Source organism: Streptomyces sp. LaBMicrA B280, assembly GCF_049222185.1.
In the GTDB taxonomy this organism is placed as follows: Bacteria; Actinomycetota; Actinomycetes; order Streptomycetales; family Streptomycetaceae; genus Streptomyces; species Streptomyces murinus.
The window spans coordinates 61308-82113 of the sequence record NZ_JBMJCT010000013.1 but is presented as its reverse complement, the minus strand read 5'-3'; the positions used below and the strand labels follow the sequence as shown (position 1 = coordinate 82113).

General features: G+C 74.1%; 19 protein-coding genes and 2 pseudogenes. 11 read left to right on the top strand and 10 right to left on the bottom strand.

Annotation, left to right across the window (positions count from 1 at the left end; all coding sequences use genetic code 11):
• Position 1 precedes the first annotated feature (1 nt).
• Positions 2-805: an SGNH/GDSL hydrolase family protein gene (locus tag ACLF5H_RS14040; protein WP_421676403.1), complete on the top strand. Its 804-nt coding sequence runs from the start codon at positions 2-4 to the stop codon at positions 803-805.
• Between the two features lie 705 nt (positions 806-1510).
• Positions 1511-1780, top strand: a complete 270-nt coding sequence (locus ACLF5H_RS14035; RefSeq protein ID WP_037658345.1) for a hypothetical protein — start codon at positions 1511-1513, stop codon at positions 1778-1780.
• A 116-nt stretch (positions 1781-1896) separates the two neighbouring features.
• Here ACLF5H_RS14035 and ACLF5H_RS14030 read toward each other — a convergent pair whose 3' ends face one another.
• Genes ACLF5H_RS14030 through ACLF5H_RS14020 form a run of 3 tightly spaced genes read right to left on the bottom strand, consistent with a single transcriptional unit; the run spans position 1897 to position 4942 of the window.
• Complete coding sequence (locus tag ACLF5H_RS14030) at positions 1897-3129, bottom strand: CaiB/BaiF CoA transferase family protein (protein ID WP_421676402.1); 1233 nt, start codon at positions 3127-3129, stop codon at positions 1897-1899.
• A gap of 47 nt (positions 3130-3176) precedes the next feature.
• Complete coding sequence (locus ACLF5H_RS14025) at positions 3177-3956, bottom strand: ABC transporter permease (protein WP_421676401.1); 780 nt, start codon at positions 3954-3956, stop codon at positions 3177-3179.
• Positions 3953-4942 (bottom strand): ATP-binding cassette domain-containing protein, encoded by a 990-nt coding sequence (locus ACLF5H_RS14020; protein WP_421676400.1) that lies wholly within the window; start codon positions 4940-4942, stop codon positions 3953-3955. Before ACLF5H_RS14020 ends, ACLF5H_RS14025 begins: the two co-directional genes overlap by 4 nt.
• Positions 4943-5003: 61 nt before the next feature.
• Between ACLF5H_RS14020 and ACLF5H_RS14015 the strand changes: the two genes are divergently transcribed.
• The gene (locus tag ACLF5H_RS14015) at positions 5004-5714 is read left to right on the top strand and encodes a TetR/AcrR family transcriptional regulator (protein ID WP_421676399.1); all 711 of its coding nucleotides are present in this window, start codon (positions 5004-5006) and stop codon (positions 5712-5714) included.
• A 106-nt stretch (positions 5715-5820) separates the two neighbouring features.
• Here ACLF5H_RS14015 and ACLF5H_RS14010 read toward each other — a convergent pair whose 3' ends face one another.
• Together ACLF5H_RS14010 and ACLF5H_RS14005 are read right to left on the bottom strand one after the other, a co-directional pair.
• Positions 5821-6762 carry an SCO6745 family protein gene (locus ACLF5H_RS14010; RefSeq protein ID WP_421676398.1) on the bottom strand — a complete coding sequence of 314 codons (942 nt, stop codon included), beginning with the start codon at positions 6760-6762 and terminating at the stop codon, positions 5821-5823.
• A gap of 39 nt (positions 6763-6801) precedes the next feature.
• Positions 6802-7335 carry a YbhB/YbcL family Raf kinase inhibitor-like protein gene (locus tag ACLF5H_RS14005; RefSeq protein ID WP_421676397.1) on the bottom strand — a complete coding sequence of 178 codons (534 nt, stop codon included), beginning with the start codon at positions 7333-7335 and terminating at the stop codon, positions 6802-6804.
• 111 nt (positions 7336-7446) lie between these two features.
• Here ACLF5H_RS14005 and ACLF5H_RS14000 point away from each other — a divergent pair, with 111 nt between their 5' ends.
• The gene (locus ACLF5H_RS14000; RefSeq protein WP_421676396.1) at positions 7447-8139 is read left to right on the top strand and encodes a GntR family transcriptional regulator; all 693 of its coding nucleotides are present in this window, start codon (positions 7447-7449) and stop codon (positions 8137-8139) included.
• Between the two features lie 39 nt (positions 8140-8178).
• Here ACLF5H_RS14000 and ACLF5H_RS13995 read toward each other — a convergent pair whose 3' ends face one another.
• From ACLF5H_RS13995 to hmgA, 3 genes are read right to left on the bottom strand one after another with little or no spacing between them, the layout of a single operon-like run.
• Positions 8179-9336: a type ISP restriction/modification enzyme gene (locus ACLF5H_RS13995; RefSeq protein WP_421676395.1), complete on the bottom strand. Its 1158-nt coding sequence runs from the start codon at positions 9334-9336 to the stop codon at positions 8179-8181.
• Positions 9337-9362: 26 nt separating this feature from the next.
• The gene (locus tag ACLF5H_RS13990; RefSeq protein ID WP_421676394.1) at positions 9363-10112 is read right to left on the bottom strand and encodes a GntR family transcriptional regulator; all 750 of its coding nucleotides are present in this window, start codon (positions 10110-10112) and stop codon (positions 9363-9365) included.
• Between the two features lie 45 nt (positions 10113-10157).
• Positions 10158-11468, bottom strand: coding sequence for a homogentisate 1,2-dioxygenase (gene hmgA, locus ACLF5H_RS13985; protein ID WP_421676393.1), 1311 nt, complete (start codon positions 11466-11468; stop codon positions 10158-10160).
• 181 nt (positions 11469-11649) lie between these two features.
• Between hmgA and ACLF5H_RS13980 the strand changes: the two genes are divergently transcribed.
• From ACLF5H_RS13980 to ACLF5H_RS13950, 7 genes and pseudogenes are all read left to right on the top strand, one after another.
• Complete coding sequence (locus tag ACLF5H_RS13980) at positions 11650-12231, top strand: hypothetical protein (protein ID WP_421676392.1); 582 nt, start codon at positions 11650-11652, stop codon at positions 12229-12231.
• 65 nt (positions 12232-12296) lie between these two features.
• Positions 12297-12914, top strand: coding sequence for a TetR family transcriptional regulator (locus tag ACLF5H_RS13975; protein ID WP_421676391.1), 618 nt, complete (start codon positions 12297-12299; stop codon positions 12912-12914).
• Positions 12915-12999: 85 nt separating this feature from the next.
• Positions 13000-15246: a molybdopterin oxidoreductase family protein gene (locus tag ACLF5H_RS13970; RefSeq protein ID WP_421676390.1), complete on the top strand. Its 2247-nt coding sequence runs from the start codon at positions 13000-13002 to the stop codon at positions 15244-15246.
• A gap of 137 nt (positions 15247-15383) precedes the next feature.
• Positions 15384-16049 (top strand): hypothetical protein, encoded by a 666-nt coding sequence (locus ACLF5H_RS13965; RefSeq protein ID WP_421676389.1) that lies wholly within the window; start codon positions 15384-15386, stop codon positions 16047-16049.
• The gene (locus tag ACLF5H_RS13960; protein WP_421676388.1) at positions 16036-16671 is read left to right on the top strand and encodes a class F sortase; all 636 of its coding nucleotides are present in this window, start codon (positions 16036-16038) and stop codon (positions 16669-16671) included. The genes ACLF5H_RS13965 and ACLF5H_RS13960 overlap by 14 nt, the downstream gene beginning before the upstream one ends.
• Positions 16672-16758: 87 nt before the next feature.
• Positions 16759-18187 (top strand): annotated as a pseudogene (locus ACLF5H_RS13955) (aldehyde dehydrogenase family protein).
• 16 nt (positions 18188-18203) lie between these two features.
• On the top strand, positions 18204-19286 hold the full coding sequence (locus ACLF5H_RS13950; protein ID WP_421676387.1) for a Zn-dependent alcohol dehydrogenase: 1083 nt from the start codon (positions 18204-18206) through the stop codon (positions 19284-19286).
• A 22-nt stretch (positions 19287-19308) separates the two neighbouring features.
• On the opposite strand, the gene ACLF5H_RS13945 is transcribed toward ACLF5H_RS13950, so the two are convergent.
• Entirely contained in the window at positions 19309-20031 is a 723-nt protein-coding gene (locus tag ACLF5H_RS13945; protein WP_421676386.1) for an ArsR/SmtB family transcription factor, read from the bottom strand.
• A 47-nt stretch (positions 20032-20078) separates the two neighbouring features.
• Positions 20079-20761, bottom strand: a pseudogene (locus tag ACLF5H_RS13940) (TetR/AcrR family transcriptional regulator).
• Positions 20762-20806: the final 45 nt, after the last annotated feature.

The following is a 20806-nucleotide window of genomic DNA, read 5'->3' as shown; positions in this document are numbered from 1 at the left end:
CATGAGACGTTCCCGGCTTGTCGGATTCGTTGCTCCACTCCTCCTCGCGCTCGGCCTCGGCTTCACGCAGGCGGCGTCGGCGCAGGCGGCGTCCAACAGCGGTGGCTATGTGGCGCTGGGCGACTCCTACGCCTCCGGCGTCGGCGCCGGCAGCTACATCAGCTCCAGTGGCGACTGCGACCGCAGCACCAACTCCGCGGCCTACCTGTGGAACGCCGCCCACAAGCCGGCCTCCTTCGCCTTCAACGCCTGCTCGGGCGCCACGACGGACGATGTGATGGCCGGCCAGCTCGGCTCGCTCAACTCCTCCACCTCGCTGGTGTCCATCAGCATCGGCGGCAACGACGCCGGGTTCGCGAGCGTCATGCAGACGTGCGTGCTGAACTCCGACAGCACCTGTCTGTCCGCCATCGCCAGCGCGAAGACCTACATCACCAACACGCTGCCGGGGAAGCTCGACACCGTCTACAACGCGATCCACTCCAAGGCGCCCAACGCCCGTGTGGTCGTGGTCGGTTACCCGCGCTTCTATCTGCTCGGCCAGGTCTGCCTCGGCCTGTCCGACACGAAGCGGTCGGCCATAAACGGTGCCGCCGACACCCTGGACAGCACCATCCAGTCCCGTGTCTCCGCCCACGGCTTCGCCTTCGGTGACGTCCGCAGCGCCTTCTCCAGCCACGAGATCTGCTCCAGCAGCTCCTGGCTCCACAGCCTCAATGTGCTGGACCTCACCGAGTCGTACCACCCCACCGCCGACGGCCAGTCCGGCGGCTACCTGCCGGCCCTCACCAACGCGGCCGGCTGACCCGAACGGGTGAGCATGTGACGGCGCACCACCGGGCCCGCCCGTCAGGGTGAACGGACCGAGCGGCCCGCGGCGTCGGCGCGACAGGCGTCACAGGCGTCACAGGCGGCACAGACGTAATAGACGTAATAGACGTAACACCTGGTACTCCCGGGTGAGCCCGCCGTGTGCACCCGGCGGGGTCGCCCGGCGCGGCGGCGGGGACTCTGGCCGATGGGGCCTCCGCCGACCGGACGGCCGGGCGCGTGAGATGGACCACGTTCCCGGCCGCCTCCGCACCACTTCCCCCGCCCGCGCCGCGACCGGTGCGGGCGGTCGCGGTCGCGGCGACGGACCGGCCGCCGCCGACCGGTGCGGGCGGTCGCGGTCGCGGCGACGGACCGGCCGCCGCCGGGCCGCCACCGGACCCCGTCGTCACCCTGGGGCTCCTCGGGGGCGACCCGCCCTTGATCGCGAAGGGGTCGGCGCCCGGCGGGCGTCACGCGCGGTGACGGCCGCCCCGGAGCGGCGGACCGACCCGGGCCGTCGGCCAGCCCATTGTCCAACTCGCCCTGAAACCGGTCGGATTCGGAGAGTAGTCGGCTTGGGATGGTCAACCCCCTTACGGGGAAGGTGAATCCTGAAGGCGCGATACACGAGTGCCCCGGTGGGGAGATAGGGTTACTCTGCCCGGGGCCGGGCGGACTCGTACGGGTGGGGAGTGACATGGAACAGATAACAGTGCGCAGCAGGGCCAGGGTCCCTGCGATCACCTGCGGGAGCAGCGCGACCAGCTCGCGCCTCGACCGGCATCTGGCGGTGCTGGGCGGGCCCGCCATACCCCAGCAGAAGACCGTCGAGGCGACCTCGCTGATGCGGGAGCTGACGGCGCGGGACACCCGGCGCACGCACAGCGACCGGGGCGCGCGGGTCCGCCGGGTCTCCCTCTTCGCGCCCCTGCGCAGACTGCGTCGTTCGCTGTTCGGCGGCCACTAGTCCGGTCCTCGACCGGCCACTGATCCGGCCCCGATCCGGCCACTGATCCCCCTTGAGCGCCCGCCCGGCGCTCACTGGGCGAACCGACGGTCCTGGACCCCGTCCAGGGTCCGCGCTCAGGCCGCCACACCGTCCCGGCACAGCGCTGCGATCTCGTCGTCCGTCATTCCCACGGCACGCAGCAGCGCCCCGGTGTGCTGTCCGAGCGCGGGCACGTCGCCCATCCGCGCCTCGCCCCCGCCCGGCAGCGTGAGCGGCGGCAGCAGCGCCCGCAACGGCCCCACCGGCGAACCCACCTGACGCCACCGGTCCCGGGCCGCCAGCTGCGGATGCTCCGCCAGCTCACGCGGATCCCGCAGCCGGGCGCAGGCGAGCCCCGCCCGCTCCAGCCGCGCCAGCGCCTCGTCGGTGTCCAGCGCGCCGAGTGCCCGCGCCACCGCCGCGTCCGTCTCCGCCCGGTGCGCGACCCGCGCCGCGTTCGTCGCGAACCCCGGGTCCGTCCCCAACTCCGGCCGCTCAAGGACCTGTTCGGCGAGCCGCCGCCACTCCCGGTCGTTCTGCACCGACAGGAGCACCTGGCCGCCGTCCGCCGTCGGGTAGGCGTCGTAGGGCGCGATGACGGGATGCGCGAGACCGGTGCGCGCCGGGGGCTCGCCGCCGTGCATCGTGTGGTGCAGCGGATGGCCCATCCACTCCGCGAGCGAGTCCAGCAGGGACACCTCCACCGCACCACCGCGCCCGGTGACGCCCCGGCGCACCAGCGCCGCCAGCACCCCCGAGAAGGCGTACATGGCCGCCGCGATGTCCGCCGCCGGGATCCCCGCCTTCACCGGCCGCTCCGGTGTCCCGGTGACCGACACCAGACCCGTCTCGCACTGCACCAGCATGTCGTAGGCCCGCTTGTCCGCGTACGGGCCGCGGGGGCCGTAGCCCGAGATGTCCACGGCGATCAGCCGCGGATGGGCCGCGCACAGGGTGGCCGCGTCCAGACCGAGCCGGGCCGCGGCCCCGTGCGCCAGGTTCTGCACGAACACGTCCGCGTCCGCGACCAGCCGCCGTACGACCTCCCGGCCGCGCGGGTCCTTCAGGTCCAGGGCGAGGGACTCCTTGCCGCGGTTGCACCACACGAAGTGCGAGGCGAGCCCGCCCGCCGCGGTGTCGTAGCCCCGCGCGAAGTCGCCCCCGTCCACCCGCTCCACCTTGATGACCCGGGCCCCCAGATCGGCGAGCTGCCGGGTCGCGAAGGGCGCGGCCACGGCCTGTTCGACGGCGACGACGGTGACGCCCTCCAGAGGCAGTGGCTGGGGTGCCGAGGGGTGTGCCGGGGGAAGATCCGCGAGGTGCTCCATGGGGTGGATGATCTCCCCCTCGGGCGGGTCTGTCAGTACCGCGTACGTCACTCGCCGCGTCGGTGGCGGCGCACCGCGAGCGGCAGGAACACCGCGATCAGGGCGAGGCTCCAGGCGAGCGACCCGGCGACCGGATGGGCCACCGGCCAGGCGGCGCCGCGCGGCACGGGCGCGTTGCCGAACAGGTCCCGCAGGGCGGTGGTCACCGCGCTGATCGGGTTCCACTCGGCGAGTGTCCGCAGCCATCCGGGCAGACGGCCGGTCGGGATGTACGCGCCGGACAGCAGCGGCAGCACGAAGGAGGCGGCGCCGAGCTGCCCGGCCGCTTCCTCGCTGCGGGTGAGCAGGCCCACATGGATGCCGACGCAGGTACAGGCGAACCGGAAGAGCAGCAACAGCCCCACCGCGCCCACGGCTTCGGACACCGACCCCTCGACCCGCCAGCCCACCGCGAGCCCCACCAGCAGCAGCGGCACCGTGCCGACGGCGGTGACCACGAGGTCCGCGACGGCCTGCCCCAGCGGCACGGCGGCCCGGCTCATCGGCAGCGCCCGGAACCGGTCCATGACGCCCCGGTGGGTGTCCGCGGCGGCCTGGAACATCCCGGTCATCAGCCCGCCCGCCGCGGTCGCGGCCAGCAGCCCCGGCACCAGGAAGGCGCGGTACTCCCGGCCGGGCATCGCCAGCGCGCTGCCGAAGACATAGCCGAAGAACAGGAGCATGTTGACCGGCATCAGCTGGGTCAGGACGGCCAGGCCCGGACTGTTGCGCACCCGGCGCAACTGCCGCCCCGTCATGGCCAGTCCGTCGTACGCCAGTGCGCTCATGCGGCCTGCTCCTCGATGCGGTCGGTGCCGGGGTCGGCCTCGGTCCGGGACGTGACCGCGGTTCCGGTGAGCCGCAGGAAGACATCGTCCAGGGTGGGCGGGCGCAGGCTCGCGTCCAGCAACGGGACGCCCGCCGCGTCGAGTTCGCGCACCAGGCGGGGCAGGGTCAGCGTCGGGTCGGTGGTGAGGACGCCGACGGCGGCGCGCTCGCGGTCGAACACCGGTTCACGGCCGGTGAGCCGGTCGAGCACGGTGGCCGCCGCGCCGAGCGCGTCCGGATGGGCGACCACGGCCTCGGCGTACGACCCGATGAGCGCCTTGAGTTCGGCGGGCGAGCCGGTGTGCGCGATCCGGCCCCGGTCCAGCAGGGCGATGTCGTCGGCGAGTTGATCGGCCTCCTCCAGGTACTGCGTGGTCAGCAGTACGGTCGTACCGTCCGCGGTGAGATCCCGTACCGCCTGCCAGACATGGCCACGGCCCGCCGGGTCGAGGCCGGTGGTCGGCTCGTCCAGGAACAGCACCTCCGGGCGGCGCACGAGGCTCGCGGCGAGGTCGAGGCGGCGCCGCATACCGCCCGAGTAGGTGGCGGCCCTGCGACCGGCGGCCGCCGTGAGGCCGAAGCGCTCCAGCAGTTCGTCGGCGCGCGCGGCCGGTTTCCTGACCCGGTGCAGCCGGGCGAACAGCCGCAGGTTCTCCCGGCCGGTCAGATCGCCGTCCACCGAGGCGTACTGACCGGTGACGGAGATCAGTCTCCGTACGGCGGCGGCCTCCCGGACCAGATCGTGCCCGGCGATCCGCGCGGAGCCGGCGTCCGGCCGCAGCAGCGTGGTCAACAGGCGGACCGCGGTGGTCTTCCCGGCGCCGTTGGGCCCCAGCAGCCCGCAGACCGTGCCCCGGGCGACCGCCAGATCGAGTCCGCGCAGGGCGGGGACGGCACCGAAGCGCTTCTCCAGACCTTCACTAAGTACAGCGTACGTAGTTGACATGCGTCGACCATAGCGCACTACGTACGGTGTACGTAACTAGGATGGTGGGCGAGGTGATGACATGGCAGCCAGAGGGGCCGTCCCCGAGGTGATCTGGGCGCGCCCCGAGCGCACCGGACGCGGGCCGAGACCGGCCTACACCCGCGACGACATCGCGGCCGCCGCCGTGCGGATCGCCGACGCGCGCGGGCTCGACGCGGTGTCGATGCGGCAGGTCGCGGCGGAGCTGGGGTGCGGGACGATGTCGCTGTACAACTACGTGCCGCGCAAAGAGGACCTGTACGAGCTGATGATGGACGCGGTCGGCGCGGAGCACGCGCTGTGGCCGCCGAGCGGGGACTGGCGGGCGGATCTGACGCGGGTGGCGCACGAGGCGCGCGCGCTGATGCACCGGCATCCGTGGATGCCGCGCCTGATGTCACCGGTCTACGGGTTCAGCCCGCACACCCTGCGCTATCTGGAGCACTGCCTGGCCTGCCTGGACCCGCTGGAGGTCCGCTACGGCGAGAAGCTCGAACTCATCGCCATGCTCAACGGCGTGGTGACGACGTATGTGCGCAACGAGCTGGACACCGCCGAGCGGGTGCGGGCGCTGCCCTGGTCGGAGGACGAGGAGAACGCGGTGCGGGGCGCGTATCTGGCACGGCAGGTGGCGTCCGGGGCGTATCCGAGGATGGCCGAGGCGTTCGCGGAGGATCCGGGGCCGATCGATCTGGAGGCCGTTTTCGAGCGGGCGTTGGGGCGGGTCCTGGACGCGTACGTGCCGCGGTGAGCCGCGCTGGTTCGGCGGGTACGGGTTCCGGCGGGGTCGATCGCGTGGTTCCCCGCACCCGCTCGGTCGTCGGCGGCGGGGCGGAGAACGCGGGCGGCGGGCGGCCCTAGGCGGGATCGGCCTGTTCGGCGACGGCCCGGAACGTGCCCGCCGCGGTGAACGCGTCGGTGATCGGCGCGATGAGCGAGGCGAAGCGGCGGGCACCCGCGGCGCCGATCGGCGCCCACAGCGCGGCGCAGTGCTCGTCCGTCTCCGCTTCCATGCGCTCGCGTGCCGCGCTGCCGGCGTCGGTGAGCGCGGAGTCGGAGTCGAGCCAGCCGCGGGCGGCGAGGCGTGCCGTCGCCGCGCTCCACTCCTCGTCGTCCCACTGCCGGGTCGCTCGCGCGAGGGCGGCCGGAAGGCGGCCGGTCGCGGTGTGCAGGACGAGGCAGTCGCACGGCCCGAGACCGTTGTCGGCGAGCACCACGAGGTGTGCGTCACCGCGCCACTCCCGCACCACCGTGATCTGCTGCCAGAGTGCGACGAGCGGGTCGGGGGGAAGCGCGACCGAGGCGTTCGCGGCGGCCAGCACCTTGCCGGCGTAGTCGGCACCCGCGACGACCGGGTCGATCAGCGAGCGCGCCTCGGCTATGTGGTCGCCGGTGAGTTGCACGCCGACGCGCCGCATCGCCCGTCCGGCGGCCAGGAAACGGGCGGCCCGCCATCGCTCGGGCGGCGCGGCGTCCCACGCGCCCGCCATGGCCCGCACCGCCCGGGGGCTGAAGTTGTAGAAGGCCGCGAGCGTGACCTGCCACGGAACCGCGCCCATCGCGGCCGACCGGAAGGCCAGATACGCCGGGCCTGGGTCGGTCACGCCGAGCCCGGCCGCCTCCTCGGCGGTCTCGGGGACGAGGTAGATGAACAGGTGGGCGGCGGTGACGGCCTGGCTGACGGCGCGGACGGTGTCCAGGTCCGTCCGGCCGGCACCAGGAAGGGCCGAGTCGGGAAGGGCCGAGTCGGGAAGGGCCGAGTCGGGAAGGGTGGGGTCGGGAAGGCTCTGAAGGTGCATGGCGGTGGGGTCTCCGGGGAGTCGGGTGGCGCGGTGTCGTCAGGCGGGCGTCTCGGCGGTGGCGGTCAGTACCGCGCGGCCGAGGGTGTGACCGGCCATGGTGAAGCCGAGGACGGCCGGTGTGGCGTCGGCGGGGACGCCTGTCGAGGGGACGTCGAGGGCGTGGACCACGACGAAGTACCGGTGCGGGCCGTGCCCGGCCGGCGGGGCGGCGCCGAGATAGCGGGCCGCGCGGGCGTCGTTGGGCAACTGATAGGCGCCCTCGGGCAGTTGTGAGCCGGTGTCGTCCCCGGCGCCCTCGGGGAGCCCGGTGACGGTGGCGGGGATGTCGGTGACCGCCCAGTGCCAGAACCCGGACCCGGTGGGGGCGTCGGGGTCGTAGACGGTGACGGCATAGCTCTTGGTGCCCGCCGGGGCGCCGCTCCAGGACAGCTGCGGGGAGATGTCCCTGCCGCCGGGCAGGCCGGAGGCGTGCTGCGCGGGCGGCCAGGCGGCGCCGTCGTCGACGGTGGTGCTGGTGACGGTGAAGGAGGCCGCCTCGGGGAGGCGGGCGAAGGGGTCGTTCATGGGCATGGCGGTCGTTCCTGTCCGGACGATGACGTCCTTCGGCGGCTGGTGAATCGACTGTAACAGCAATAATCGATTATCCAAGGAATCGTCTATCCGGTCGTCTAGGATGGGCGCATGACTCAGACGGCGCACTCCCCGGCCCCGCAGGGGAAGCAGATGCTCTCCGAGCAGGTCTATACGCACCTGCGGGACGCGATCATGCGCGGCGACCACGCCCCCGGCGCCCCCCTCAAGCCGCAGGACCTCGCCAAGGAGCAGGGCGTGAGCCTGGCCGTGGTGCGCGAGGCGCTCGTGCGGGTGGTCGGCGAGGGGCTCGCCGATCGGTTGCCCAACCGCGGCTTCGCGGTCCCGTCCTTCTCCGACCGCCGCTGGCAGGAGATCGCGGAGGCCCGCCGAACCGTCGAACCGGTCGTCCTGCGCATGTCGATCGAGCGCGGCGACGTCGACTGGGAGGCCCGGGTGCGGGCCGCCCACCACCGTCTGGCGCGTACTCCGGCGTACGCGCCGCAGGAGGGCGAGCATTACACCGGCGCCTGGGCCGAGGCGCACCGAGCCTTCCATCGCACGTTGCTGGAGGCGTGCGGCAATCGCGCGCTGCTGGAGGTGTTCGACCGCTTGTGGACCGCGAGTGAGCTGGCCCGCCGCTGGTCGGCGCACCGCGACCCGGGCCGGGACGGCGCCGAGGAGCACCGCAGGCTGGAGGAGGCGGCGCTGGCCCGCGACGCCGACACCGCGGCCGACGTCCTGGTCCGGCACCTCACCTTGACCGCGGCCGCTCTGACCGACGATTCAGGTCAGGCCGTCTAGCCGGGGCGCCGTCGGCGGCGAGGCGGAACCCCGGGGCTCCTACAGCAGCGCGAACTGGCCTTCCGGGCCCTCTTCGGGCTGGTCCAGGACGGAGGCGGGCAGGTGGGCGGAGCGCGGGGGAGGGAGGATCGCGCGGTGGCGCAGGTCCGTTGCCGTGATCGTGCTGCGGGCCTGCAACCCGGCCTTCTCCGCACGTACTTCGGCCAGCAGCGCCAGCACCGTGATCAGCTCCAGCAGCTCCGAGGTCCAGGACTGGAGCCAGGCGGCGGGCCGGATCGCCTCCAGTGTGCCGGGGGTGCCGGGTGCCGTGCGCGAGGTGAACCAGGACTCCAGGACCCGGACCCCGTTCAGCTCGTACTCCCAGGCCCCGGCGGGGACGGGGGAGACCCGGCCCTCGTCCAGGTGGAGGGTCTCCTCCTCGGGGTCGTAACGGAGGGTGGCGGGGCGGGGCGGCAGCGGGGCGCGGACGTAGGGGCGGCGGCCGCCGGGGAGTTTGGGGCGGTCGCCGTCGCGGCGCAGCAGCCAGAGCGTGCGTCGGCCCGACTCCACGCCCGCCGACCAGAGTCCGGGGTCGTCCGTCAGGGGGACCCTGTGGTCGGGGCGGGCCGTGGCCAGGAACCAGGCCGCCAGGTCGGCGGGGGTGACCCGGATGCCCAGGCGGGCCGAGAGATGGTCCAGGAGGCCGGGCGCGAGGTTGGGGTCGGCGGCGGCCGGGCGGCGGTGCAGGGGCCGGATCCGCCCGGTGCGCAGGATCGGCAGCAGGCCGGTGGCCAGCAACGGGTGGTGCTCGTCGGGGGTCTCCACCAGGAAGACCTGCCGCTCGTCCGCCACCCGCCACAGCTCCGGGCGGGCCGCGTCGAGCAGCCGGTGGTCCGGGATCAGCCACTGCTCGTCGAAGGGCGCCGCCAGCACCCGTACCGGCTCCGCGCACGGCCCCTCGGCGCGCGCCAGCCGCTCGGTGCCGCCGGTGCGGCCCGGCAGCTGGCCCACGGCCGAGTGCAGGGTGCGGGCCCTGCTCGGCTCGAACAGGGTCTCGCGGTCCGGGAGTTCCGCCTTCAGCAGCGCGTCCCAGCGGGCCCGCAGACAGGCCGGATCGGGGGCCGTCGGCCAGGCGCGGCCCGGCCGCGGCGGTGCGACGGACCACGGCATGAGGTCCGCCAGCAGCGGAGCGTCGTCGTCGTACGGCACGCTGGGCATCGTACGGGCCGAGGGCGCGCGGCGGGTCAGGTCGCGTCCAAGGTCACCGTGAAGGAGAAGCGGTCGCCCCGGTAGTGGATCACTGCCACGTCCAGCACCCGGCCCGCGGTGTCGTAGGTGATGCCGGTGTAGTGCAGGATCGGGCTGAGCAGCGGGACCTGGAGGAGGCGGGCGGTCTCCGGGTCGGCGAGCCGGGCCTCCACCGTGTCCGTGATCCGGCTGATGTCCGCCCTGACGACGTCCCGCAGCACCTTCGTCATCGGCCAGCGGACCAGATCGTCCAGGTCGATCCGCTCGGCCAGTTCGGGGCGTACGTGGTTGACGGCGTGATTGGTCGGCTCGTCGGTCTGCTCGTCGAAGCGCAGCCGGTGGTACGTCGCCACCTCCCCGAGCCCGGGGAAGCAGTCCGTGAGCCCGCCCGGCACCGGCGCGGGCCCGTGCGCCAGCAACTCCGTGCGCATCCCGGACTGCTGGGCCACGATCGCGTCCACCGAGCCCAGCAGCCGCACCGGGGCGCCGCGCCGCGCGTCGGGCTCGATGAACGTGCCGCGCCGCCGGTGCCGGCTGATCAGCCCCTCGTCCTCCAGCTCCTTCAGCGCCTGCCGCATGGTCAGCACGCTCACCCCGTAGTGCTCCGCCAGCCGCTCCTCGGTGGGCAGGCGCAGCGGGTCCGCGGGCGAGCGGCCCAGTATCGAGGCGCGCAGCGACTGCGACACCTGGTACCAGAGCGGCAGCTTGCGGTTCAGGACGATCGAGTCAGGGGCGAATGAGGTCACGCTGATATCCGTACCGGGTCGGGAACAGGGGACGCAACAGAGGTGTCAGATACGGAAGTTGCGCGTCAGGCCCTGCCACACGTCGTCGTAGGCCCGCTGGAGGTGGTCGGCGCGGGCCGCGTCCGGGGTGAGCGTCAGCGGCCAGCGGGTCTCGAACATGAAGGCGAGGCCGTCGTCGATCTTCTGCGGCCTCAGCTCGGCCGCGCTCGCCCGGTCGAACGTCTCCCGGTCCGGGCCGTGCGCCGACATCATGTTGTGCAGCGAGCCGCCGCCCGGCACGAAGCCCTCCGCCTTCGCGTCGTAGGCGCCCTCGATCAGGCCCATGTACTCGCTCATCACGTTCCGGTGGAAGTACGGCGGCCGGAAGGTGTCCTCACCCACCAGCCAGCGCGGCGCGAAGACCACGAAGTCGACGCCGGCCAGGCCCGGGGTGTCCGAGGGCGAGGTCAGGACGGTGAAGATGGAGGGGTCGGGGTGGTCGTAGGAGATCGAGCCGATCACATTGAAGCGGCGCAGGTCGTAGACGTACGGCACATGGTTGCCGTGCCAGGCGACCACGTCGAGCGGCGAGTGGTCGTAGGTGGCGGTCCAGAGGTTGCCGCAGAACTTGTTGACCACCTCCACCGGGCCCTCGGTCTCCTCGTACGCGGCGACCGGCGCGCGGAAGTCCCGTGCGTTCGCGAGCCCGTTGGCGCCGATCGGGCCGAGGTCGGGCAGCCGGAACGGCGCCCCGTAGTTCTCGCACACATAGCCGCGGGCCGACTCGTCGAGCAGCTCCACCCGGAACCGCACCCCGCGCGGGATAAGCGCCACCTCCGAGGGCTCCACACGCAGCCGCCCGAACTCGGTGTGCAGCAGCAGCCCGCCGCGCTCCGGGACGATCAGGAGCTCGCCGTCCGCGTCCGAGAAGACGCGCTCCATCGAGGAGTTGGCGTGGTACAGGTGCACGGCCATGCCCGCCCGCTGGGTCGCGTCGCCGTTGCCGCCGAGGGTCCACAGGCCCGCGAGGAAGTCGGTGCCCGCGGCCGGCTCGGGCAGCGGGTTCCAGCGCAGCCGGTTGGGGTCGGGCACGGCCTCGGTGAAGGGCGCCGTACGGAGCGAGCCGTTGGCCGTCCGGGTGAACCGCGGGTGCGCGGCCGACGGACGGATCCGGTACAGCCACGAGCGGCGGTTGTGCGTCCGCGGCTCGGTGAAGGCGGCGCCGCTGAGCTGCTCCGCGTAAAGGCCGAGCGGTGCGCGCTGCGGCGCGTTGCGGCCCTCGGGCAGCGCGCCCGGCACCGCCTGCGAGGCGTGCTCATTGCCGAACCCGGTCAGATACGACAGCCCCTCGGCCCTCTTGCGTGCGTCCCCGCTCATGGTCGCCCCCACGCTCCTTCGCGCTTGTCGGCTGCATCCGTTCATTCCTATGGGACACCGTAGGAATCAGTGGGGCCGGGCGCAAGAGGGCGGCGCCTCCGCGTCTCCTCCCTCCGGGGTAGGCCAGGAACCCGACTTCAGGCGGATTCCCGCGCCCGCCCCCGTGTTCTACGCTCCGGGCATGTCGTGGACGAAGGAGACCCGAGGACGCCTGGCCGCGCTCGCGGTCTGCCTTCTGCTGCCCCTCGGCGCGGCCGGCTGCGGCCCCGCGCACGGCAACACGGGCCCTCGCCCGAGCGGGGGCGCGAGCGCCGGCGCGGACTCGCCCTCGCCCGTCGGCAAGGTCCTGGACGACACCGACGACAGCGGTCGCCGACTGCGCGAGATCGGCGGCAGGAACGCCCCCGAGGTCGGCGTCGAGATCACCCCCGACTCCGCCGACGGCTGGGACGTGCGGCTGACCTTCCGCCACTTCCGGGTCTCCGCGCCCGGCGCTCGCCCCACCGCGGTCACCGGGCGCGGGCCCGCCTGCCTCTTCGTGGACGGCCGCCGGGTCGCCCGGCTGTACACGCCCCGGTACCGGCTGCCCGCCCGCCTCGTCCCGCACGGCACCCACCATGTCACCGCCCGCCTGTACGCCGACGACGGCACGGTGTGGGCCGTACACGGCAAGCCGGTCCAGAGCACCGCCGACATAACGGTGTCGGACCCCCGGCCGCCGGGGCCCGCGCCCGCGGGCGCCGAGCGTCCGCCGGACGACTGAGGGGTTCGCGCACGCGTCTTCCGTACCCTGGGACCAGGTTCCCCGGACCCCGGCGGAAAGGCATCATGAAGCCCGTGCCCCACGCGACCTCGCTCCGCCGCGCCCCCGTCCAGCGGCGCAGCGCCGAACGGCTGACCAGGATCCTCGACGCCTGCGCCGAACTCCTCGACGAGGTGGGCTACGACGGTCTGAGCACCCGGGCCGTCGCGGTGCGCGCCGGAGTGCCCATCGGCTCGGTCTACCGCTTCTTCGGCAACAAACGGCAGATGGCCGACGCCCTCGCGCAGCGCAATCTGGAGCTGTACACCGCGCATGTCACCGGGCGCCTGGAGCGGGCGGCGGCGGGGGACTGGCGGGCCGCGATGGACGCCGTCCTGGACGAGTACCTGGCGATGAAGCGCACCGCGCCCGGCTTCTCCCTGGTCGACTTCGGCAATCAGATCCCGGTCGGCGCCCGCCAGGCGGAGCCCAACAGCCGGGTCGCCGACCGGCTTTCCGAACTGCTCGCCGCCTATATCGGCCGCACCCCCGACGAGGAGCTGCGGCGGGCCTTCCTGGTCGCCGTGGAGAGCGCCGACACCCTGGTCCAACTGGCCTTCCGGCTCGACCCGGAGGGCGACGAGGCGATCATCCACGAGACCCGGGAACTGCTGCGCGCCTACCTGGGACGGCTGCTGGACTGACCGGCCGGCCGCAAGGGCTCCCCGACATGCCAACCGGTCGGTAGGCTCCCGGTGTGCCCGCGCCGCCGACCCTCCGGGAGGACCCGTGTCCCGCACCGCCCTGCGTGTCTGCCCGCTGTGCGAGGCCACCTGCGGACTGACCCTCACCATCGAGGGCACCCGGGTCACCGGCGCCCGCGGCGACACCGAGGACGTCTTCAGCAAGGGCTTCCTCTGCCCCAAGGGCACCGCCCTCGGCGCCCTCGACGCCGACCCCGACCGGCTGCGCACCCCGCTGCTGCGGGCGAACGGGCGGCTGCGCGAGGCGAGTTGGGAGGAGGCGTTCGACGCGGTCGCCGCCGGGCTGCGCCCCGTGGCGGAGCGGTACGGCCCCGACGCCGTCGGGGTGGTCCTCGGCAACCCCAACGCGCACACCATGGCCGGGTCCCTCTATCCGCCGCTGCTGCTCGGCGCCCTGCGCACCCGGAGCCTGTTCACCGCGTCCACGGTCGACCAGATGCCCAAGCACGTCGCCAGCGGGCTGCTGTTCGGCGACGCCCACGCCATCGCCGTACCCGACCTGGACCGCACCGGACATCTGCTGCTCATCGGCGCCAACCCCCTGGAGTCCAACGGCAGTCTGTGCACCGCCCCCGACTTCCCCGGCCGCCTCAAGGCGCTCAGGGCGCGCGGCGGACGGCTGACCGTGGTCGACCCGCGCCGCACCCGCACCGCCCGGCTCGCCGACCGGCATGTGGCGATACGGCCCGGCGCCGACGCCCTGCTGCTCGCCGCGACGGCCCGCACCCTGTTCGCGGAGGACCTGGTCGATCTCGCCGCCCTCGCCCCGCACGTCGAGGGCCTCGCCGAACTCCGGGCGGCGCTCGCCGACTTCACCCCCGAGTCCGTCGCCCCCGCCTGCGACGTCGAGCCGGACGTCATCCGCGCCCTCGCCCGGGAACTCGCCGCCGCCCCGACCGCCGCCGTCTACGCCCGCATCGGCAGCTGCACCGTCCCGCACGGCACCCTCGCCAGCTGGCTGGTCGACGTCCTGAACATCCTCACCGGCAATCTGGACCGCCCCGGCGGCGCCCTCTTCCCGCTGGCCGCCACCGCCAGGGCCCCCCGCCCGGCGGGCCCCGGGCACGGCTTCCAGCTGGGCCGCTGGTACTCGCGGGTACGGCGACTGCCCGAGGCCAAGGGCGAGTTGCCGCTGGCCGCGCTCGCCGAGGAGATCGACACCGCCACCGAGGAGGGCGAGCCGATCCGGGCACTGATCGTCGTGGCCGCCAACCCGGTGCTCTCCGCGCCCGACGGCGACCGACTGGACAAGGCCCTCGGCTCCCTCGACTTCATGGTGAGCGTCGACCCGTACCTCAACGAGACCTCGCGCCACGCGCGGGTCGTGCTGCCCCCGCCGCCGCCCTCCCAGAGCCCGCACCACGACTTCGTGTTCAACGCCTTCGCCGTGCGCAACCAGGTCCGCTACAACCGTCCCGCGCTCCCGCTGGAGCCCGGCCGGATGGCCGAGAGCGAGATCCTCGCCCGGCTCACCCTCGCGGCCACCGGCAGGCACGGCGCCGACCCCGGCACCGTGGACGCCCTGGCCGTCGAGCAGACCCTGGCCAGGGCCGTACGGGACCCCGACTCGGCGGTGCACGGCCGCGATCCGGGTGAACTGGCCGCGCTGCTCACCGGCGAGCCGGGCCCCGAGCGCCGGCTCGACCTGATGCTGCGCCTCGGCCCCTACGGCGACGGCTTCGGCGCCCGCCCGGACGGCCTGACCCTGGCCGCGCTGCTCGCCCACCCGCACGGCATCGACCTCGGCCCGCTGCGCCCGCGCCTGCCCGGCCCCCTCAAGACCCGCAGCGGCAAGGTGGAGTTGCTGCCCGCACCGCTCGCCGCCGACCTGCCCCGGCTGCGCGCCGCCCGCGCCGAACGCCCCGCCGGGCTCGTCCTCGTCGGCCGCCGCCATCTGCGCTCCAACAACAGCTGGCTGCACAACGTGCCCGCCCTCACCGGTGGCTCCAACCGCTGCACCCTGCAACTGCACCCCGCGGACGCGGACCGGCTCGGTGTCCTGGACGGTGCGGAGGTGCGGGTCAAGGGCGCCGGGGGAGAGGTGACGGCACCGGCCGAGGTCACCGACGCGGTGCGCCCCGGCGTGGTCAGCCTGCCGCACGGCTGGGGCCACGGCCGCCCCGGCACCCGGCTCGGCCACGCGGTCACCACGCCCGGCGTCAACGTCAACCAACTCCTCGACGGGAGCCTGCTCGACCCGCTGTCGGGCAACGCGGTCCTCAACGGCATTCCCGTGGAACTGACCGCGCTCCTCCCCGGCGAGTCGAGTTAGTCATATCGTCATATTGCTCCGCCAGGGGGACATCTGACGGCGCGCCGGGCCGCGATGCCGTCGGGTGTCGCGCGCATTGGGCAGAGTCCAGACGAGATCGATTTGTATGAAAATCGTCTGACTCGGAGGAAATGCGCATGCCAACCCGGACATTCCCACGCACCGCCGGTACCCGCGCCGGCGCGACCGTCGTCCTGACCGCTCTCGCCGCGGCGGGTGCGTCGTGGGTGGCGGCACCGACCGCCATGGCCCAGGGGGAGAACGGCGACATCAGAGTCCACCGGGTCGGCACGCCCTTCGGCGTCTCGAAGGACGACCCCACGGTCTGCCGGTTCTACCTGGACGCCGTCAACTTCGACATCCTGCCGGTCATCGCCTACACCATCACGCCGCAGCCCCCGCTGCCCACCTCCGCCACCGTCACCGGCACCATCCAGCTCGCCGGGGGCGCCGGGCACACCGACCCGCTCGGGCTCGCGGACGGCCAGTACCGGGTCACCTGGACCGTGGCCGGGGCCCTCAAGGAGAAGGTCTTCCGGGTCAACTGCCGGGAGAACGGCAACCAGGGCGCGCCCGGCCAGATCGACGACCACCAGCAGCAGCAGGAGCACAACGACGCCAGCTGGGGCCAGGGCGGCGACCACGGCGGCCCGCAGGGCGGGGTGCACGCCGGTGGCGGCGGTCTCGTCGACACCGCGGCCGCGTACTCCCCGGTGGGTGCCGCCGCGGCGGTGGGCCTGATCGCGGTCGGCGGGGCCGTGTACGTCCGGCGCAGCCGCCGTCACCCCCATGGCGCCGCGTAGGCGCAGACGCAGGCCCTGGTACCGGACCCGCGCCTTTCGCCTCGCCAGGACGGCCGCCCTCACGGCCGTCCTGGTGACGCTCGTCAACCGGTGCGGGGACGACGGCTCGCCGGACCACACGGAGACCGTCGCCGCCGGGGCGGACCCGGGCTCGGCCCGCCCGCTGCCCCGGTCCCGGCCCACCTCCCTGCGCATCCCCTCCCTCGGCATCGACGCCCAGATCGTCGGCGTACGGCTGGGCGGGGACCGGCAGTTGGAGACCCCGCCGTTCGACCGGCCCAAGGCGGCCGGCTGGTACGAGGGCGGCGCCACCCCCGGCGAGGCGGGCACCGCGATCGCCGTCGGCCACCGCGACACCCCCTCCGGGCCCGCGGTGTTCGCCGCGCTCCCGATGGTCAAGCCCGGCAAGGCGATCGAGGCGCGGCGCGCGGACGGCCGTACCGCCGTCTACACCGTGGACCGGGTGCGGGTCTTCGACAAGTCCGGCTTCCCCGACAAGGAGGTGTACGGCCGCGCCCGCCGCCCGGAGCTGCGCCTGCTCACCTGCGGGGGCCTGTACAGCAGGCGCACCGGGTACAGCAGCAATGTGGTGGTCTTCGCCCATCTCACCGCGACCAGGTGAGTCCGCTCGGCGAGCGTCTCTGGCGCCGGAAAACTATCGCCGCTAGTTTGTGGGGCGGACGACGCGCATCCGCCGGGAGGAAGCAGCATGAAGGCACACGACGGTCTGTACATCGACGGCGGCTGGCGCCCCGCCGTGCGTCCGGACGAGGTGATCGAGGTCGTGAACCCGGCCGACGAGCAGGTCATCGCCCGGGTTCCGGCCGCCGGTCCGGACGACGTGGACGCCGCCGTGCGCGCGGCCCGCGCCGCCCTGCCCGGCTGGGCCGCCACCCCGCCCGCCGAGCGCCCTGCCCGGCTGGGCCGCCACCCCGCCCGCCGAGCGCGCGGCCCGCCTCACCGCGCTGCGGGACGCGCTGGCGGCCCGCAAGGACGAGATCGCCGAGACGGTCACCGCCGAACTCGGCTCCCCGCCCGCCTTCTCGGAGGCCGTGCACGCGGGCCTGCCCATCGCGGTCGCCGGCAGCTACGCCGAACTCGCCGCGAGCCGCCCCTTCGAGGAGAAGGTCGGCAACTCCACCGTCCTGCACGAGCCGGTCGGCGTGGTCGGCGCGATCACCCCCTGGAACTACCCGCTGCACCAGATCGTCGCCAAGGCCGCCCCCGCGCTCGCCGCCGGCTGCACGGTCGTCCTCAAGCCCGCCGAGGACACCCCGCTCACCGCCCAGCTGTTCGCCGAGGCGGTGCACGAGGCGGGCGTCCCCGCGGGCGTGTTCAACCTCGTCACCGGGCTCGGACCGGTCGCCGGGCAGGCGCTGGCCGAGCACCCGGACGTGGACCTGGTCTCCTTCACCGGCTCCACCGCCGTCGGCCGCCGCATCGGCGCGCTGGCCGGCGGGGCCGTGAAGCGGGTCGCCCTGGAACTCGGCGGCAAGTCCGCCAACGTCATCCTGCCGAGCGCCGACCTCGCCAAGGCGGTCCACGTCGGCGTCGCCAACGTGATGTCCAACTCCGGCCAGACATGCAGCGCCTGGACCCGGATGCTGGTCCACCGCGACCGGTACGAGGAGGCCGTCGAACTGGCCGCGGCCGCCGCCGCCAAGTACGGCGACCGCATCGGGCCGCTGGTCAACGCCAAGCAGCGGGCACGGGTGCGCGGTTACATCGAGAAGGGCGTCGCGGAGGGCGCCCGCCTCGTCGCGGGCGGCCCCGAAGCGCCGCGCGAGCAGGGCTACTTCGTCAGCCCGACCGTCTTCGCCGACGTCACGCCGGGGATGACCATCGCCCAGGAGGAGATCTTCGGGCCGGTCCTGTCGATCCTCGCCTACGACGACGAGGACGACGCCCTGCGCATCGCCAACGGCACGGTGTACGGCCTGGCCGGCGCGGTCTGGGCCGGTGACGAGGAGGAGGCGGTGGCCTTCGCCCGGCGCATGGACACCGGGCAGGTCGACATCAACGGCGGCCGCTTCAACCCGCGTGCGCCGTTCGGCGGCTACAAGCAGTCCGGGGTCGGCCGGGAACTCGGCGGCCACGGCCTCGACGAGTACCTCCAGACCAAGTCCTTCCAGTTCTAGAGGGAGTCCGCCCGCCATGGCCGTACGAGCCGCTGTCCTTCCCGCCGTCGGCGCACCCCTGGAGATAACCGGCATCGAGCTGCCCGACCCGGGCCCCGGACAGGTCCGGGTCCGGCTCGCGGCGGCCGGGGTGTGCCACTCCGATCTCTCCCTGTCCGACGGCACGATGAGCGTGCCGGTGCCCGCGGTGCTCGGCCACGAGGGCGCGGGCACGGTCGTCGCCGTCGGCCGAGGCGTCACCCATGTCTCGCCCGGGTCCCCCGTCGTCCTCAACTGGGCGCCCGCGTGCGGGACGTGCCACGCCTGTTCGCTCGGCGAGGTCTGGCTGTGCGCCAACGCCCTCAAGGGCGCGGCCGCCGTCCACGCCCGCACCACCGACGGCACCCCGCTGCACCCCGGTCTGAACGTCGCCGCGTTCGCCGAGGAGACCGTCGTCGCCGCGTCCTGCGCGCTGCCGCTGCCGCCGGGGGTGCCGCTCGCGGACGCCGCGCTCCTCGGCTGCGCCGTGCTCACCGGGTACGGCGCGATCCACCACAGCGCGCGGGTGCGGCCCGGGGAGAGCGTCGCGGTGTTCGGCGCGGGCGGGGTCGGGCTCGCCGCGCTCCAGTCGGCCCGGATCGCGGGCGCGTCCCGGATCGTCGCCGTCGACGTCTCGCCCGCGAAGGAGGACCTCGCGCGCGGCGCCGGTGCCACGGACTTCCTCCTGGCCTCCGCGACCACGCCCCGCGAGATCCGCGCCCTCACCGGCAGACAGGGCGTGGACGTCGCCGTCGAGTGCGCGGGCCGCGCGGTCAGCATCCGCGCGGCCTGGGAGTCCACGCGGCGGGGCGGCCGTACGACGGTCGTCGGCATCGGCGGCAAGGACCAGCAGGTCACCTTCAACGCCCTCGAACTCTTCCACTGGGGCCGCACCCTCTCCGGCTGCGTCTACGGCAACAGCGACCCCTCGGACGACCTGCCGGTGCTGGCCGAACACGTCCGCGCGGGCCGCCTGGACCTGTCCGCCCTGGTGACGGAGCGGATCGGCCTGGCGGACATCCCCGGCGCCTTCGAGAACATGAAGGCGGGAAAGGGGGGACGGGCGCTGGTGGTGTTCTGAGGGCGGCTCACCTCGCCCCTGATCAACCGAGGGCACCCGGAGCGATGCCGAGCAGCGAGCACAGCACCCGCTCCCCCTCCCGCGTCACCCGCACCGCCCGCCCGGTCCCGATCCGCTCGCACCACCCCGCGGCCAAGGCGTGCCGGCAGAGCGCCGCCCCCGCCACACCGGCCAGGTGCGGGCGGCGCTCGGTCCAGTCCAGGCACCCGCGGGCCAGCGGCCGACGGCCGGTCGGCGTCAAAGGGATCCCGGCCGCCGCGAACCACTCCACCCCCGCGTCGGTCAGCGAGAACCCCGTGTCCTGACGCAGCAGCCCCCGCGCGGTGAGCGCGTCCGTGAGCGCGATCCCGAGCCGCCCCGCGAGATGGTCGTAACACGTACGCCCCCGCGCCATCGCCGCCCCCGCGCTCGACGCGCGCAGGGTACGCACCCGCCCCGCCGCCGGAGGCACCCGCGCCGCGAGATCCTCCACCAGCGTCGCCACCCGCGCGTCGGCCAGCCGTACATACCGGTGCCGCCCCTGGTGTTCCCGGGCGAGCAGCCCGCCCGCCACGAGCTTGCCCAGATGCTCGCTCACCGTGGACGCGGCCACCCCGGCGTGCCGCGCCAGTTCGCCCGCCGTCCAGGCCCGCCCGTCCAGCAGCGCCAGCAGACAGGTGGCCCGGGTCTCGTCCGCGAGCAGCCCGGCCAGCGCGGCGAGCCCCGCGGCCTGAGGGTCCTTGATCCTGGTCATGCCTTCCAGCATGCGCCCGGGACACTTCGGCGGGTACCGAAGTGTCGTCGCAGGGCCGCCTAGACCTCCTGCCGTACCCGCTCGTACTGCTGCGCCAGCCCGTCCAGCAGCGCGCTCAGCCCGGTCTCGAACGCCCGCTCGTCGATCTTCTCCTGCTGCTCCGCGAGCAGATGGGCCTGCTGGAGGTGGGGGTAGTCGGCCGGGTCGTACGCGCTCGCGTCGTCCACGAAGCCGCCCGCGAAGGAGCCGAGCGCGGAGCCCATGATGAAGTACCGCATCAGCGCCCCGATGGACGTGGCCTGCGCGGGCGGCCAGCCCGCGTCGACCATCGCGCCGTACGCCGCGTCCGCCACCCGCAGCGCGGCCGGCCGGCGCCCGGGGCCGCGTCCGCCACCCGCAGCGCGGCCGGCCGGCGCCCGGGGCCGCGCGCGAGCACGGGGACGATGTTGGGGTGGGCGCGCAGCGCGGCCCGGTAGGAGACGGCCCAGTCGCGCAGCGCGGTCCGCCACGCCCGGCCGTCCTCGAACATCGACAGATCGACCAGCGCGCTCACCGAGTCCGCGACCGCCTCCAGGATCTCGTCCTTGGTGCGGAAGTGGTTGTACAGCGAGGGCCCGCTCACCCCCAGCTCCGCGGCGAGCCGGCGGGTGGAGACGGCCGCCAGACCCTCCCGGTCCACGAGTTCGCGGGCCGCCCGGACGATCCGGTCGGTGCTGAGCAGGGGCTTGCGCGGTCGGGCCATGGCGCACATAGTAGGGCTGCGCCCGTAAACTAGCAGTGCTAATTT